This window comes from Dokdonia sp. LLG6352-1 (assembly GCF_045055815.1).
GTDB lineage: Bacteria > Bacteroidota > Bacteroidia > Flavobacteriales > Flavobacteriaceae > Dokdonia > Dokdonia donghaensis.
Window position 1 is genome coordinate 831055 of sequence record NZ_CP159329.1, and the last position, 16550, is coordinate 847604.

The 16550-nt window shown below is 39.1% G+C and carries 18 protein-coding genes; 11 read left to right on the forward strand and 7 right to left on the reverse strand.

Annotation, left to right across the window (positions count from 1 at the left end; genetic code table 11):
* Nucleotides 1-81 precede the first annotated feature (81 nt).
* Together greA and ABVM49_RS03755 are read left to right on the forward strand one after the other, a co-directional pair.
* Nucleotides 82-558 carry a transcription elongation factor GreA gene (greA, locus tag ABVM49_RS03750; protein WP_405203109.1) on the forward strand — a complete coding sequence of 159 codons (477 nt, stop codon included), beginning with the start codon at nt 82-84 and terminating at the stop codon, nt 556-558.
* 4 nt (nt 559-562) lie between these two features.
* Nucleotides 563-952 (forward strand): HIT family protein, encoded by a 390-nt coding sequence (locus tag ABVM49_RS03755; protein ID WP_405203110.1) that lies wholly within the window; start codon nt 563-565, stop codon nt 950-952.
* A 7-nt stretch (nt 953-959) separates the two neighbouring features.
* On the opposite strand, the gene ABVM49_RS03760 is transcribed toward ABVM49_RS03755, so the two are convergent.
* From ABVM49_RS03760 to ABVM49_RS03790, 7 genes are all read right to left on the reverse strand, one after another.
* The gene (locus ABVM49_RS03760) at nt 960-1304 is read right to left on the reverse strand and encodes a hypothetical protein (RefSeq protein WP_298350080.1); all 345 of its coding nucleotides are present in this window, start codon (nt 1302-1304) and stop codon (nt 960-962) included.
* 20 nt (nt 1305-1324) lie between these two features.
* The gene (locus tag ABVM49_RS03765; RefSeq protein WP_405203111.1) at nt 1325-1915 is read right to left on the reverse strand and encodes an NUDIX domain-containing protein; all 591 of its coding nucleotides are present in this window, start codon (nt 1913-1915) and stop codon (nt 1325-1327) included.
* A complete protein-coding gene (locus tag ABVM49_RS03770; RefSeq protein WP_035326622.1) occupies nt 1915-3105 on the reverse strand; it encodes a HAMP domain-containing sensor histidine kinase in 1191 nt (396 codons plus the stop codon). Before ABVM49_RS03770 ends, ABVM49_RS03765 begins: the two co-directional genes overlap by 1 nt.
* A 108-nt stretch (nt 3106-3213) precedes the next feature.
* Nucleotides 3214-3939 (reverse strand): metallophosphoesterase, encoded by a 726-nt coding sequence (locus ABVM49_RS03775; RefSeq protein ID WP_405203113.1) that lies wholly within the window; start codon nt 3937-3939, stop codon nt 3214-3216.
* Between the two features lie 27 nt (nt 3940-3966).
* Entirely contained in the window at nt 3967-5103 is a 1137-nt protein-coding gene (locus tag ABVM49_RS03780; RefSeq protein ID WP_405203114.1) for an ATP-binding protein, read from the reverse strand.
* Between the two features lie 23 nt (nt 5104-5126).
* Nucleotides 5127-5879: an SDR family NAD(P)-dependent oxidoreductase gene (locus ABVM49_RS03785; RefSeq protein ID WP_405203115.1), complete on the reverse strand. Its 753-nt coding sequence runs from the start codon at nt 5877-5879 to the stop codon at nt 5127-5129.
* Nucleotides 5880-5889: 10 nt separating this feature from the next.
* On the reverse strand, nt 5890-6756 hold the full coding sequence (locus ABVM49_RS03790) for an aldo/keto reductase family oxidoreductase (RefSeq protein WP_405203116.1): 867 nt from the start codon (nt 6754-6756) through the stop codon (nt 5890-5892).
* A gap of 167 nt (nt 6757-6923) precedes the next feature.
* Here ABVM49_RS03790 and ABVM49_RS03795 point away from each other — a divergent pair, with 167 nt between their 5' ends.
* The 9 genes from ABVM49_RS03795 (at nt 6924) to ABVM49_RS03835 (ending at nt 16473) form a co-directional block, all read left to right on the forward strand.
* Nucleotides 6924-7928 (forward strand): MoxR family ATPase, encoded by a 1005-nt coding sequence (locus ABVM49_RS03795; protein WP_038598472.1) that lies wholly within the window; start codon nt 6924-6926, stop codon nt 7926-7928.
* 59 nt (nt 7929-7987) lie between these two features.
* The gene (locus tag ABVM49_RS03800) at nt 7988-8854 is read left to right on the forward strand and encodes a DUF58 domain-containing protein (protein ID WP_038598469.1); all 867 of its coding nucleotides are present in this window, start codon (nt 7988-7990) and stop codon (nt 8852-8854) included.
* A gap of 31 nt (nt 8855-8885) precedes the next feature.
* On the forward strand, nt 8886-10550 hold the full coding sequence (locus ABVM49_RS03805; protein WP_405203117.1) for a hypothetical protein: 1665 nt from the start codon (nt 8886-8888) through the stop codon (nt 10548-10550).
* Entirely contained in the window at nt 10550-11554 is a 1005-nt protein-coding gene (locus tag ABVM49_RS03810; RefSeq protein WP_375251756.1) for a VWA domain-containing protein, read from the forward strand. The genes ABVM49_RS03805 and ABVM49_RS03810 overlap by 1 nt, the downstream gene beginning before the upstream one ends.
* Nucleotides 11555-11582: 28 nt before the next feature.
* Nucleotides 11583-12617 carry a vWA domain-containing protein gene (locus ABVM49_RS03815; RefSeq protein WP_405203118.1) on the forward strand — a complete coding sequence of 345 codons (1035 nt, stop codon included), beginning with the start codon at nt 11583-11585 and terminating at the stop codon, nt 12615-12617.
* Between the two features lie 3 nt (nt 12618-12620).
* Nucleotides 12621-13511 carry a tetratricopeptide repeat protein gene (locus ABVM49_RS03820; protein ID WP_405203119.1) on the forward strand — a complete coding sequence of 297 codons (891 nt, stop codon included), beginning with the start codon at nt 12621-12623 and terminating at the stop codon, nt 13509-13511.
* Nucleotides 13511-15277 (forward strand): BatD family protein, encoded by a 1767-nt coding sequence (locus tag ABVM49_RS03825; protein WP_405203120.1) that lies wholly within the window; start codon nt 13511-13513, stop codon nt 15275-15277. Before ABVM49_RS03820 ends, ABVM49_RS03825 begins: the two co-directional genes overlap by 1 nt.
* A 1-nt stretch (nt 15278) precedes the next feature.
* Nucleotides 15279-16043, forward strand: coding sequence for a tetratricopeptide repeat protein (locus ABVM49_RS03830; RefSeq protein WP_405203121.1), 765 nt, complete (start codon nt 15279-15281; stop codon nt 16041-16043).
* Between the two features lie 136 nt (nt 16044-16179).
* Nucleotides 16180-16473: a hypothetical protein gene (locus ABVM49_RS03835; RefSeq protein ID WP_038598449.1), complete on the forward strand. Its 294-nt coding sequence runs from the start codon at nt 16180-16182 to the stop codon at nt 16471-16473.
* Nucleotides 16474-16550 lie beyond the last annotated feature (77 nt).

Consider the following 16550-nt stretch of genomic DNA (forward strand, 5'->3'; position numbering starts at 1 on the left):
CGTCCCGAAGAGGGACTTTTTTTGTGTTTGAGAGATTGACACATCATTTTAATACTAATTATACTTAAAACCGGATCTATTATGAGCAAGGTAAATTACTATACCCCAGAAGGACTTAAAAAACTTAAAGACGAACTTAATCACCTGCGTGATGTAGAGCGCCCTAAGGCATCACAAGATATTGCAGATGCACGTGACAAGGGAGATCTGAGTGAAAATGCCGAATATGATGCTGCCAAAGAAGCACAAGGAATGCTAGAAATGCGCATCTCAAAGCTAGAGGAACTTGCCTCAAACGCGCGCATTATAGACGAGTCGCAACTAGACACCTCAAAGGTGCTGGTACACTCTACCGTAAAAATTAAAAACCGGACTAACGGCGCGACAATGACCTACAAACTAGTAGCTCAAAATGAAGCCGACATCAAGAAGGGACTTATCTCTGTAGACTCACCTATAGGTAAAGGACTTCTAGGAAAAGAAGTAGGTGACGTTGCCGAAATACAAGTGCCTAGCGGGATAATGAAATTTGACGTAGTATCAATTACTAGAGACTAGAACAATGTCAAGCATTTTTACAAAAATCATAAACCGAGAAATCCCCGGCCACATTGTTGCAGAGGATGATAAGCATATCGCAATACTAGATATAAATCCTAATGCAAAAGGTCACACCCTTTGTATCCCTAAAAAAGAGGTTAACAAGATTTTTGACCTAGAGGAACAAGAATATCTTGACCTAATGCGTTTTTCTCGCAAGGTAGCAATCGCTCTAGATAAGGCAGTGCCTTGTAAACGTGTAGGCGTATCTGTCATAGGTCTTGAAGTACCACACGTGCACGTACACCTCATCCCGCTACAAGATATGGATGACATAAGATTTGAAAAGAAAGTATCTCTTACAGATGATGAATTTAAGGCGCTTATAAATGATATAAAGAAAGCTTTATAGAACACTACTAGTAATATGTTATTACTCCATAAATAACAACACATAAAATAACTAAAAGTCCAAGTCCTATAATATAGGTTTGGGCTTTTAATTTTTTATACGTTTCCTTTTTGGCAAGCTTATTATGGTACTCATAAAGGCGCTCAATATCTTCGGTCCAGCTTACGGGGTAGATAGGAAAATCGCAATGTTTACAAACCAACTCTTCTCTCACGACATCTGTTGCCTTTTTTGACCAGAAGGTATCTTTCCACTCCTGTTTAAAGCTTAACTCTAAGCCACTATTACTATAACACTCTGGGCAGTTGCACTGCAAGGCAGCCGTATGTATGGTTTTATAAGTTGTTTTCATAAATGTGATACGCTTGCACGTTACAAATTGGATGTTTTCATCACACCAGAGAGTGCCAGGTGCTGTAGTAAGATAATTGTTTTGGCATCTTTAATAATACCTTTTTTTACGTCTTGTAACGCTTTCGCGAAAGCGTACTCAACCACCTCAATATCTTCGTTTTCAATATCTAGACCGCCACCATCCGTTACTTTTTGAGCATCGTCATAAGCTGCTATAAATAGAAAAATGCGCTCTGTTACCGCTCCAGGAGAGGTAAAAATATCACCCACACTAGTAAGTGCTGGTATAACATAACCGGTCTCCTCCTCTATCTCACGTATAATGGCTTGCTCTGGCGCCTCGTCTTCTATGATACCAGCAGGCACTTCTGTTAAAAAACCATCGTCTCCCGCAAGATATGCAGGTAGCCTAAACTGTTTTATGAGAATGACCGTTTGCTTTTTTACATTATAAAGCAAGGCACAGGCTCCGTGGCCTCTGTCATATACCTCTCGCTTTACATCGCTCCAAGATTGGTCTTGGTTTTGATAACTGTAGGTTACTTTTTTTAGCGTTGCCCACTGATCACTTATGATCTCTTCTACTACGTTTTTTATGCGATTACTCATTATGCGAGACGTAAAGCTATTTGCATTGTTGTTCCTTTATTGACCTCAGACTCCAGTACTTTAATGCGGCCATCGTGATACTCTTCTATGATACGTCTTGCGAGTGATAGCCCTAGCCCCCATCCTCTTTTTTTGGTAGTAAAACCTGGTTCAAAGATTTTATTAAACTTAGACTTAGCAATGCCTTTACCCGTATCTGTAATTTGAACAATCGCAAAGCGTGTATCACGAGTGATAGTAATGGTTAACGCACCTTTACCCTTCATCGCATCTATGGCATTTTTTATAAGGTTTTCAAATGTCCAGCCATATAGTTCTTTATTGAGCATTACTGGTAGTTGCCCCTGCGGGATGTCTAGAGTAAAGGTGATGAGTTTTGAGCTGCGCTTGCTTAAGTAATCATAAGCCTCTTGTGTCTCTGCAATGAGGTCTACTTTTTTAAGATCTGGCACAGAGCCTATTTTACTAAAACGATTTGTAATAGTCTCAAGCCTATTAATATCTTTAGTCATCTCTGCAATATAGTCTGGATCTACATTTTCTGTTTTGAGAATTTCTGTCCATCCTACCAGTGATGAGAGTGGTGTCCCTATCTGGTGTGCTGTTTCTTTTGCCATCCCAGCCCATAATAAGTTTTGAGAACCCGCTTTTGAGGTGAGATAGTAAAAGTAAATTAAGGCTATAAAGAGAATAACTATCACGATAAGCGCAATAGGAAAGTACTTGATCTGGTTTATAATAGCCGAGTTGCCATAATATAGTGTTTGCTCCTCTACGCCATCAAAGGTGATAGCAATAGGTTCATTTACGAGTGCGTACTCTTCGGCTAGCTGTCTTAAATCTTCTTGCGAGAGCTTATCTGCATCTGGAATATTTTGAGGCACAAAGGTATCTGCCTCCAGTTGATACAGTAATAATGGGATAGTTCTATTATCACTTATGATAAGGCTTTGTAAAGAGGTAAGCTCGTTAGATAATATGCGGGTATCTCTATTACGACTTTCTAGGTTAACCTCACTTGTATTTGCAAGGGCTCTCATTGCGGCAGCATAAATCTCTACCTTAGACTGCTCTGCATCTTTAAGTTGGTCAAAAAATAGCGACACATTCCACAAGATGAGTGTGGTAATGATAAGCGATGAGATGATGATAAACCATCTCGCAATATGCGGCTGTGCGCTAAAATTCATACAATGCTATTTGGGTTAAAGATACAGACAATTCAAAAACCAACTATTCTATAAAACACGCTCAATATCTATTAAAAAAATGACCGCATCTTTATGATATGCTAGTAGTTAATTTCTACCATTTTCATTGGGATATAAAGTTGGTAATGGGTCACTCTGCCAGTACTCCTTAGTATGCACATCCATTACGGTAAGCGGTCCTTTAAAAGCGGCTCCCGTGTCTAGATTCCAAACGTTAGCTTTATTTACAGGCGTTGTTTTATTAATACGAGTAGTAGGTGTGTGCCCTATAAATATCTCAGCAAAAAGCTTTAATCGCTTAGGGTATAAAGCATCACTCTCTGCTATATCATCTCGCATAGCACATACCATTTCCCATAAAGTTCTATCCCAAAAGAAAACTGTGGTGTGCCACTCGTGCTCAGGCCCGTTAAGGTTCTGAAATCCTGCGTGACAAAACATTCTATTATGCTCATCTATATGATAGTCTTTAAACTTTTTGTAAAAATCCAGATGCGTCTTGATCTCATCTTTAGACCTACGACTGTAAGAGTCTATAGTGCTTTGTCCCCCGTGCTGTAGCCACTTAGGCGACATCTCTTTACCTTCTAGCCACTGCTGTACGAGGTCGTCGTGATTGCCTCGTATAAAGGTTGTTTTATTTGATTTTTGAAGCTCCATAAGCTTATCTATAACCTCTGCACTCTCGCTCCATCCATCTACATAATCACCTAAAAAAATGAGATGATCTTCTACTGTAACCTTTGCCCTCTCCATAGCTTGCACTAAGGCACGTAAACCACCGTGTATATCTCCAAAAATTAATGTTCTCATAAATCGTAACTGTCCTTCTTTTATACTTTATTCATACCTCACCTTTCTCAAAATACGCATTGTCTCCCGATATCTACCGTAGGCACCTCCTCTTATCTTTTTCATAAAAGGTTTGAGCTCTACTAGTTTTTGCATCGCACTATCAAAACCGTTGAGATAACAAATTAGATACGTGTTTGATAGATTATATAAATCCTTCCACTCACCTTGATTGAGTGCTATACCACGTTTAAGCTTGTAAAAAATAACATTGTTATTATTAAAAATATGATACAACGTCTTTCTATCTACCTTAGGTGGCTCAAACACCAAATTTGTATGAATGGTGTAGGTTCCGCTTTCGCGAAAGCGTATCTCAACCTCTTCTAGTGGGTAATATTTAAACTGCTCTTGTACTCCGAGATGCACATACTCTAAAATCTTAAAACAATCTTCATCATAGGTAATTGAAACCTCGTCCAGCGAAGAGTAAAATAATTTTACCTGCTCATTAATAAGCTCTATATCTACTCTTGAGTAATAGGTCTCACCCTTAACCACTTTTTTTACTCCTGCCCAGCATAGTACAAACTGCTCTTTAAAGACTTTATATGTGCTATCCCTATCTTTATGACGATGATTTACAAAATCCATCACACCGTCTAGTGTGAGTTTTATGCTGTTTTTTGCGTGTCTCTCTATTGCAGCAACAATGTCACTGTTTACATCTACTATATCAGACTTAAAGACCTTAGGCATAGAGATACTGCCATCTCTAAAAAAGACTGTACCTCCCCAGTATTTCCAAATATTGCGACGTAAAGCTGTAAGTTTATCTTGTGCTCTAATGGTTACAAGTCCCACCACCTTATCTGCTGGGAGATTAGGAAATGGTATGTTCTCATAAGAGATAATAGGCGGGTTATCTAGATATGCGTTTATGAGGTTTTGCAATTTACTATCATCAAAAAACGGCACGCCCATAATATCATTTTCGCCATCATCTACGCCTATAACGATGTATGAATTGTTTTTGGGGTTGCTATTGGACAGCGCACAGATATGTTTTAAAAATTTTGCTTTGCCCTCTTTATTGCTAATGTCAATCTTACGCTTCTTGTCATAAAAACTGTTCTCGTCATTGTGAGCGAGAAGATTTTTTACAAGAAGTCGTTTATTAATCATCGTGCTCTGTGCATTGTTATATTCTAGTCATTTCTATTAACTATCGTAGAGCTTGCTTGTGCTGTGGAGAGCACGACGAGATCTGCAATGTTTACGTGATAGGGTCTTGTGACTGTAAAGTGTATAATGTCTGCAATGTCTTCTGGTTGTAGGCAGTCAAAACCTTGATACACCTTATCTGCTCGATCCTCATCATTTTTAAAACGTACTTTACTAAAATCTGTTTCTACCATCCCCGGGTTTATGGCTCCCACACGTATGTTATGCTTATTAAGATCTAGACGCATCCCTTGGTTTATAGCATCTACAGCGTGCTTACTTGCACAGTATACATTGCCATTAGGATACACTTCTTTGCCAGCTGTAGAGCCTATATTTATGATATGACCTCTCTTACGCGCTGTCATCTGTGGGATAATTGCTTTACTCACATACAGCAATCCTTTTACATTAATGTCGAGCATTGCATCCCAATCATCTATAGAGCCATTTTGTATAGGGTCCAGACCGTGGGCATTACCTGCATTGTTAATTAAGATATCTATGGTATTAAAATCTTCTGGTAGACTTTGTATCGCAGCGGTAACATCTTCATCGTTACGCACATCAAATGTAAGTGTGTGTACAGGCACGTGCTTACCAAGCTCATTTTGTAGTTGTTTTAATACCTCCTCACGACGACCGCAAAGAATGAGACGTATCCCTTCTTGTGCAAATCGAGTGGCTGTTGCTTTACCTATACCACTGGTGGCTCCGGTTATAAGTGCTGTTTTCATAATATTTTCTTTATGCTACTTCTTCTCCTACGCTAGCTTCTAAGATGGTAAACCAATCTTTAAGGCTTAATGCTATTTTTTCTGCCAGTACAGCATTTGTAATACGGCTCGCAGTTGTGGTCCCTATAACTGGGTGTATACCCGCTGGGTGCTTGAGCAACCAGGCTAGTAATAATTGATCTTGTGTGGCATTGTACTTTTCGCATAACGGCTCTAGCGCTTTTTTAATGCGATCACTCTGCGGTGTCTCTTCTCTAAAAACAGATCCCAGCGGACTCCAACTCATAGGTGTGATCCCATTAGTCATCATATAGTCTAGACTCCCATCATCTAGGGCGCTGCGCTCTGTTATGGAGATTTCGAGCTGGTTTGCACTCACCTCAACGCTAGAAGCTACAAGTGCTGTTTGTGAAGCCGTAAAGTTAGAAAGTCCAAAGTTTTTAATCTTCCCCTGTTCTTTTAACTGGCTCACTGCTTCCGCTACCTCATCTGTAGCAAGCAGAGGACTTGGTCTATGTAATAAGAATAAATCAAGGTACTCTGTTTGTAGCTCTTTGAGAGACCTTTCGGCGCTGGCTATGATGTAATCTTTGTCGTACTGATAATGTTTTATGGTGTTTTCTGGCCTGTTGTCACCCATCATCTGGATACCGCACTTGCTTATAATTTGTACGGTTTCTCTAGGGATGTTCGCTTTCGCGAAAGCGCTACCCCACTCAACCTCTGTCGTATAATCGCCGTAAATATCTGCGTGGTCAAAGGTGGTAATACCTTGCTCAAGGCAGTGATGTATGGTCTCAACCATTTGGCGTTCATTAAATTGCTTGCCCCAAACGCCCCAGGTCATACAGCCTTGAATTATTCTTGAAAATTGCATCTGTAATTTTTAAATTTGATTTTATTAAAAGTAGTTGTTCTAAAACTACAGAAATGTGTGCGAAGCCCTTTATTTTCAATATTTTTTAACCAAATGTTAACAAGATTTTCAGGAATAAAATAAGACTTTGCGACGTTAGAAGTTTTTGCTTACTAGAATAAAGAATTATGGAAGAAAATACTACATCGATTGACATACAGGCAATCAATGAAAAAATTGAGCGTGAGAGTGCCTTTGTAGAGGTTCTTACAATGGAGATGAATAAAGTAATTGTGGGTCAAAAGCATATGATTGAGCGATTGCTCATAGGTCTTTTGGGTCGTGGTCACATTCTTCTAGAAGGAGTGCCTGGTCTTGCAAAAACGCTAGCCATAAACACCTTGTCACAAGCGGTACACGGCTCTTTCTCTCGTATACAATTTACGCCAGACTTACTACCTGCAGATGTAGTGGGAACGCTTATTTATAATATGAAGCTTGCAGACTTTAGTATCAAGAAGGGACCTATTTTTGCCAACTTCGTTCTTGCAGATGAGATTAACCGTGCTCCGGCAAAAGTGCAATCTGCCCTACTAGAGGCAATGCAAGAAAAGCAGGTTACCATAGGTGATGAAACTTTTAAACTAGATAAGCCATTTTTAGTAATGGCTACACAAAACCCTGTAGAGCAAGAAGGAACGTACCCACTACCAGAAGCACAGGTAGACCGTTTTATGCTCAAAACAGTTATAGACTACCCAAAACTGGAAGATGAGCAACTCATCATACGCCAGAACTTAAAGGGTTCTTATGAAAAAGTAAATCCTGTAGTATCTGTAGAGCAAATTATAAGAGCGCAAGAGGCGGTAAAAGAAGTGTATATGGATGAAAAAATTGAGAAGTATATTCTTGATATCATCTTTGCAACGCGTTACCCAGAAAATTATGGCCTGGCAGATTTAAAACCTCTCATAAACTTTGGAGCATCGCCTCGTGGTAGTATCAACCTTGCCACAGCTGCAAAGTGTTATGCATTTATAAAACGTCGTGGTTATGTTATACCAGAAGATGTACGTGCCGTGGTACACGATATACTGCGCCATCGTATAGGTATTACCTATGAAGCAGAGGCAGAAAATATTACCTCTGTAGATATCATAAACAAAATTGTAAACCAGATAGAAGTACCATAGACAGTCTCATAAAACAGTGAGAACAGTTACTATGCGATAAATTATAGTCCCAAAAAGAATTGGATACAAAAGAACTTCTTAAAAAAGTACGCAAGATCGAGATTAAGACACGTAGGCTGTCTGATCACATTTTTGGTGGAGAATATCACTCTACCTTTAAGGGTCGTGGTATGACTTTTTCTGAGGTGCGCCAGTATCAGTTTGGTGATGATGTGCGTAATATAGACTGGAACGTGACAGCACGTTACAGTGAGCCGTACATTAAGGTTTTTGAAGAAGAGCGAGAGCTCACAATGATGCTCGTGGCAGATGTGTCTGGATCTGAGTTTTTTGGAACAGACAAGCAGTTTAAAAATGAAATTGTTACTGAAATTGCGGCAACACTCGCCTTTAGTGCAATGCAGAATAATGATAAAATAGGTCTCATCCTTTTTACAGATGAGATAGAGCTATTTATACCTCCTAAAAAAGGAAAGTCTCACGTACTACGCATCATACGGGAGTTACTAGAGTTTAAACCTAGTTCAAAAAAGACAGACCTTGCACAAGCCATAAAGTACCTTAGTAATGTGATGAAAAAGAAAGCCATTGTTTTTGTGCTTTCAGACTTTATTACAGACGGCTATGAGCAAACAATGAAAATTGCTGCAAATAAGCACGATATTACAGGTATACGTATTTATGACCAGCGAGAAGAAAAAATACCTAGCCTAGGTATTGTACAGATGGAAGATGAAGAAACTGGCGAACTAGCACTTATCAACACAAGTTCAAAAAAGATAAGAACAAACTATGAGGTATACTATAAAGAGCGTGTTGCTTACTTTAAAGAAACCTTTAAGCGCAGTGGTGCCGGTGTTATAGATGTACGTACAGATGAAAGCTATGTAAAAAAGCTACTCGGATACTTTAAAAGACGTGGCTAGTAGCGATAAAAACCCCAAAGAGAAATACCTAATGAATACCTCAAGACAACATAACTTTAATACAGCTGGCATATCTAAGTCTGCCTTGTTTGTGTTTTTCTTGATCTGCTTTCTTTTTGCCACATCGTCTCAAGCTCAAGATGATGTACGTGCCACCATAGATTCTACAAGCATTCTTATAGGGCAACAAATTAATTACAAGATTGAAGTTCTTGCAAATGATGGTGAGGCGGTAGTTTTTCCAGAGGGTCAAACTTTTAACCCTCTTGAGGTTATAGAAAGTTATAAAATTGACACCGCAAGCTCAACTTCGGCAAGAGTAAAGCTTATAAAGAGATATGGTTTAACACAGTTTGATAGTGGTCGCTATGTCATCCCAAAGCAAAAAATAATCATAGGGACTAAAACTGTAGAGACAGATACTTTTCTAGTAGAAGTAAACAATGTTGTACTAGATACTGTAAACCAAGGTCTTTATGATATTAAACCTATTATAGAGTTACCTAGAGACTATAGCAAGTGGTGGAAGTACCTGTTATGGATCATCCCAGTACTTATTGCCATCGCCTTATTTTTATGGTTTTTACTACGTCGTCATAAAAAACAAAAAGAGGCAGAAAAATATGTGCCTCCTTTTGAGCAAGCTATTGCAACACTCAACGCACTAGATCAAGAAGATTATATCGCTCAAGCAAAATATAAGGAGTACTACACCGTACTTACAGATGCCATACGTCGCTACTATGATGAGAAGGTATATGATCGTGCTATGGAGAGCACAACAGATGAGCTCATTGCCCGTCTTGAGATGGAGCGTGACAGTGGGCACATTGACTTCAGCAGGGAGACTATTGTAAAGCTTAAAGATATTTTTAAACGTGCAGACCTTATAAAATTTGCACGTGTAAACCCGCCAGAGGGTAAGGCGCAAGCAGACCGTCTTAGTGTAGAAGAAATAGTAAAAGAAACTAAAGAAGCACTCCCACCTCCTACTGTAGAAGAGCTTATGAAGCAGGAGGATTATAGAGAAGCGCTTTCGCGAAAGCGTAAAAGAAAACTATGGCTTACCGCAATAGGTGGTGTTCTGGCCATCTTACTTGTAGCAACCACCGTAGGTATAGTTGTTAAGGGGTATAGTGAGGTTAAAGATTTTGTCTTCGGAAATATGACCCGTGAGCTTGCCGAAGGTTCTTGGATTACTAGTGAGTATGGAGCGCCATCTATGATTGTGAGTACACCAAAGGTTCTTACAAGACAAGAAGTGGCATTACCACCAGAGGCGCAAGGGCAAATGGAGGCAACCTCATTTGCGTGGTCTACTGTACCGGCAAATGTTTCTATACTCGTATTTCAATTTAAATTTCCAGAAAACGCCGAAGTAAAAGTAGAGCAGCTCATTGCAAATCAACTTGCGACGTTCGAGCAAAATGGCTTCTCTGCAGATGTTGTGAAGAATGAAAAGTTCAAAACCCCTAATGGTGCTGAAGGTCTCAAAACCTTTGGAAAAGGAACACAAATTATAGACGAAGAAAAGGAAATGATGGACTCTGGTGAGTATGCATTTTTAACTTTTCAGTCAGAAAGTGTGATCCAGCAATTATTTATAAGCTGGCACGATGAAGATCCTTATGGTAAACAAATCGCAGAGCGCGTGATGCAAAGTGTAGAACTGCAAGCAAAAGAAGAAGAGAAGTAATGCTAAGCAATTTTGAATTTTCAAATCCTGAGTTTTTCTGGTTGTTTCTTGCACTGCCAGTGGCAATCGCTTGGTACTTATGGAAACGCAAGAAGCAAACGCCTGCGGTAAAAATATCTAGCATTAAAGGTTTTAAAACGAGCACTAGCATTTTACCTAAACTCAGACCGCTTCTATTTATTTTGAGACTAGCGGCTCTTAGTCTTATTATAGTGGCACTCGCTAGACCTCGTAATGTAGAGGTATCTACTAAGACTAAAACCACAAAAGGGATAGATATCGTAATCGCGATAGATGTATCTGCCAGTATGCTGGCAAAAGATTTACGTCCTAATAGACTAGAAGCACTTAAAAAAGTAGCCTCAAGTTTTATAAATGGCCGTCCTAACGATCGTATAGGACTAGTAGAGTATGCAGGTGAGAGTTTTACAAAAACACCCATCACGAGTGATAAGAGTATTGTACTAAGTGCGCTTAAAGGCATACAGTACAACAGCATTATAGAAGGAGGGACCGCTATAGGTATGGGGCTAGCAACGGGTGTAAACCGCATTAAAGACAGTAAAGCATTAAGCAAGGTTATCATATTAATGACAGATGGTGAGAATAATGCGGGACAGATAGACCCGCGTATCGCAGCAGAGCTCGCACAAGAGTTTGGCATTAAAGTATACACCATCGGGATGGGTACAAATGGTACGGCACTATCACCTTATGCTCGTAACCCTAACGGTACCTTTGTGTATGAAAATATACAAGTTACTATAGATGAAGAGCTACTAGAAGAAATCGCCGCAACCACCGGAGGTCAATACTTTAGAGCGACTAACAACAAGAAACTTCAAGAAATCTATGACGAGATAGATAAACTTGAACGTACCGATGTAGAAGAGTTTAAGTATACAAATTATGAAGAAAAGTACAGGCCTCTAGTTTTACTAGCAGGATTGTTACTTATGATTGAGTTATTATTAAAGTATACTGTTTTTAAGAGTTTTGTATAAATAATATATGCTTTTGTAAAAGGCACCTATGTATCTATTAGAAGAAAAAATATGGTTTTGGTTACTGCTCGCTATACCAGCGGTAATACTCTTATATATGGGGGTGTTAATCTGGCAGCGCAGTGCTCAAAAGAAATTTGCAAGTGCAAATCTTCTTAAAAAATTAAGTCCAGACAGGTCTTATTTTAAACCAGGTCTTAAGGTCCTTATAATCTGTATTGCCATTGCATTTTTAGTAATAGGCCTTGTTAACCCAAAAATGGGAACTAAACTTGAGACCGTAAAGCGCGAGGGAGTAGATGTGGTCTTTGCCATAGACGTTTCAAAATCTATGCTAGCAGAAGATATTGCACCTAATAGAATTGAAAAATCAAAACAACTAGTTACTCAAATCATCAATAGTCTGGGTAGCGATCGTATAGGGATTATAGCCTATGCAGGAAGTGCATACCCACAACTACCTATCACGACAGATTATAGCAGTGCTAAGCTATTTTTAAGCCAGATGAATACAGATATGCTCTCTAGCCAGGGTACGGCCATAGGAGAAGCTATAGAACTTGCAAAAACCTATTATAATGATGAGGAGCAAACTAATCGTGTGCTCTTTATCATATCAGATGGTGAGGATCACGTGGGAGAAGCATCGAGCCTAGCAGAACAAGCAAATAAAGAAGGTATACGCATTTTTACCATAGGCGTAGGTAAAACCGAAGGTGGCCCCATACCTCTCAAGCGCAATGGCATTGTACAATCTTATAAGAAAGATCAAAACGGAGAGACCGTTATCACACGCCTAGACGAGGCTACTCTTAAGGCTATTGCAGAGCAGGCTAATGGTGAATATATAGACGGTAACAGCACGGCCACAGTGGTAGAAACGGTACAGAATTTGCTCAATGGTATGGACAAAAAAGAATTTGAAGCCAAGCAGTTTGCAGATTTTAAAGATCAGTTTCAATGGTTTTTAGGCGCAGGATTACTGTTCTTATTTTTAGATATATTTCTATTAGACCGTAAGACTAATTGGCTCAAAAAGTTAAACCTTTTTAATGATAACTAAGCAATGAAAAAGTTACTTACACTGGCGCTCGCCACACTAGCTTTTACTGCCATAGCTCAAGAAAAAGCAAAAGAAGGAAAGACACTTGAAAATCCGCTGGCAGGTGAGGCTAGAGAGTATATTCTAGAAGGCACCGAAGCAATGGTGAACCAAGAGGGTGGCATTGTAGATTTTGACGCTTTCGCGAAAGCGGAATCAAACCTAAGAGCAGCCATCTCACTCACACCAGAGAGTGTACCTGCAAAATATAATGCAGGAAACAACTATTACAAAAACAAAAAGTGGGAAGAAAGCACAAGCGCGCTGGCAAGAGCAGCAGCAGTTGCCCAAACTAAAAAAGAAAAGCACAAAGCATATCACAACCTAGGTAATGCACTCTTTCAACAAGAGCAATGGGATGGAGCTGTAGAAGCCTATAAAAATGCCCTACGCGCAGATCCTACAGACGAAGAAACACGCTATAATTTACAACTTGCCAAAAAAGAAAAAGAAAACAATGGCGGTGGTGGTAGCGATAATGACGACCAAGAAAACCAAGACGAAAACCAGGACAAAGACGAAAATAAAAAAGACGACAAAGGAGAAGGAGATAAAAAAGAAGGAGAAGACGGCGACAAGGAAGAAACAGACGATAAGGGCGAAGAAAAAGAAGACGAGGGAGAGCAGAAAGAAGATGATAAAGGAGACCCTAAAGACAAAGACAAAAAGCAAGATGGTGGCGAGGGTGAAGAAGATAAAAAACAACCACCACCGCAACCTAAGCAAGGGCAATTATCTCCTCAACAAGTGCAGAGTTTACTAAAAGCGATGCAGGACCAAGAGAAAAAAACCCAAGAAAAGATAAATGCACAGAAGGTAAAAGGTGCAAAAGTAAAAACGGAGAAAGACTGGTAATGAAGATGAAATCAAACATAGTTTACCTGTTTCTACTCATAGGGACAGTTTTATTTGCGCAAGACGTTCAGTTCAATGCAAAGTTGAGCAAGAATAGACTAGGTGTAAATGAGCGTTTACGTGTAGATTTTATAATGAATCAAGATGGAGATAATTTTAGAGCTCCTAGTTTTGAAGGTTTTAGCGTGGTAGGTGGCCCTAGCCAGACTACAAGCAGACAGTGGGTAAATGGTAAGAGTAGTTTTTCAAAAACATATTCTTATGTATTATCACCCACTAAGCGTGGTAACCTTGAGATAGGCCAAGCAGAAATAACAGTAGGGGGTCAAGTCTATAAATCACCGCCAGTACCAGTTACGGTTACTGCAGCTGTAGAGGTCCCAAAGGACCCAAATGACCCTACTTATCTGGCAAAAGAAAAAGTACATCTCGTGGCAGAGGTTTCAAAAAATAGCCCTTATCTCAATGAAGCATTTACTATTGTTTACAAGCTTTATGTCTCAAAAGAGACAAGTGTGAATAACTGGCGTGAGCTTGACTCACCAAAGTTTGCAGACTTCTGGAGTCAAAGCGCAGACGAGAAGCAGTTTAAAATTTATGAAGGCAAGTATAAAGGAGAAGATTATCGCTATGTTATCTTGAGACGTACTGTGCTCTACCCTCAAAAAACAGGAAAGCTAGAGATAGAACCTTTAAGTCTAAGTGTTGCCGTAAGTGTCCCTACTAATCGCCGTGACATCTTTGGACGTATACTCAGTAAAAGTGCAAATATTACAGTAAGCGCTCCTATAAGAACGGTAGATGTAAAACCATTACCAGATGCCGGTAAACCAGATTACTTTTCTGGTGCTGTAGGTGAGTTTGACTTTAAAGTCACTTCAACTAAGGATACACTAGATGCTGGAGAGGCTTTTCAGCTTAAGTTACAAGTACAAGGAAGAGGGAATCTCAAACTTTTTGAGTTACCTAAACCTAACTTACCAAGTACACTAGAAGTATATGAGCCAGAAAATAGCGATAAAATACGTACTAATCTTGCCGGTATGAGCGGCCTTAAGGAAGATACATATACAGTTGTACCACAGTTTAAGGGGAGTTACCCCATACCACCACTTTCATTTACGTACTTTAACCCTAAGACCAAGTCTTACGAACGTATCACCTCACAAGAGCGTGTGATTACAGTAGAAAATGGACCTACAGACACTGCAAGTGCAATATCTGACACTAATGATACAAAGCAGCAGCAAGTCGTAGCTTCAAATAATCAATTTCAGTACATAAAGACAACTGCAAACCTTAAACCAGTAACACAAGAAAAGTTTTTTAAGAGTACACTATTTTGGATGCTTAGTCTACTTCCATTTTTATTGATTCCTATAGCTATACTTGTACGTAAAAAGAAGGAGTCTTATGCAAATGATATCGCGGGTAATAGAATACGCAAGGCAGATAAGCTTGCTAGAAAATTTCTCGCTACAGCAAAGAAAAACCTAGGTAGTCAAAAAGAGTTTTACATCGCAATGGAGCGTGCACTACACAACTACCTCAAAGCAAAACTTAACATCACAACCAGTGAGATGTCTAAAGATCGCATAACAAGATTACTTAAAGAACGTGATGTAGACCAAAACACCACAATAGAGTTTATAAGTCTTCTAGAAAGCTGCGAGTTTGCTAGATATACCCCAGCCAGTAGTGTGGCAATGCAGCAAGATTATGATAAAGCCGTGAGAGTTATAAGTGCCATAGATAAACAATTATAAGATGAGAGACCTGATTACATACATCGCGGTAACTGTACTTATGCTTGCAGTTACACCTGTTATAGCTCAAACTCCAGAGCAATATTTTGAAACTGCAAATGCACACTATGCAGAGGGCAGGTATCAAGAAGCTATAGATGATTACAAAAAGATATTAGACAGCAATCAAGAAAGCGCTGCCGTATACTATAACCTTGCAAATGCCCATTTTAAACTAAATAATGTAGCGCCTAGCATTTACTATTACGAGAAAGCGAAGCAACTTGCTCCAGCAGATAGTGACATAAAAAACAATGCTTCATTTGCAGATAAGATGAAGATAGATGCCATAACACCATTGCCAGAAAACACGCTTCAAAAATGGTTTAACAGCATTCTCAATATTATGACTACAGACGGCTGGGCATATGCTACAGTCGCATTTGTATTCTTATTTGTAATACTATTTATAAGCTACTACTTTTCTGTAGCCTCTGGCAAGAAACGTTTATTTTTTGTGAGTTCGGTGACAAGTTTACTTCTTGCCCTCTTATCACTCGTGTTTGCTTATAACGCTTTCGCGAAAATTTCTAAAGACAACCCAGCTATCGTATTTGCTGCAACGTCTGAAGTAAAGAGCGAGCCAAACTTAAAAAGTACACAAGCTTTTATACTACACGAAGGAACTAAAGTGATGATTCTTGAAACAGTAGATAACTGGAACAAAATAAAACTAGCAGATGGTAAAACTGGCTGGATTCCTACGACAGATGTAAGAGCGTTGTAGTTATTTGTTCTACTTTTGTTATTCTAGGTATTATAAGTAACTTATAACAAGTCTACTTTAATTCTATTTATTTTTTTAAAACAAAGCACATTATCACAATTATTGCTAGTTTTATTACTAATTAAAAAAACAACCATTGTTTAAGGCAATCTCTTTATATGCACTCGCCTTTATGATGTCCTTCTCTATAATAGGACCATCATTTATAGCACTCTTTGAATCAGACAGCTCTATTGAGATTGTTCAAGATATCGAAGAGGAACAAAGTGAGTCTAAAAAGGAGCTAGAAGAATATGAGAAGTTCCTTACAGACGATCTCAGTTTTTCTATTATACGTACAGATGATCCTGTACTCGCTTTTTATTGCTATCTAGACAGTTCTTACGGCCACATTAAAGATGTGAGCTCTCCCCCACCAGATTACGTATAAAGATTACTTCATCTTTTGAGTACTTTGTGTAAATATCACCCATTACTCTTTTCGCGAAAGCGTTATTACATTTTAAA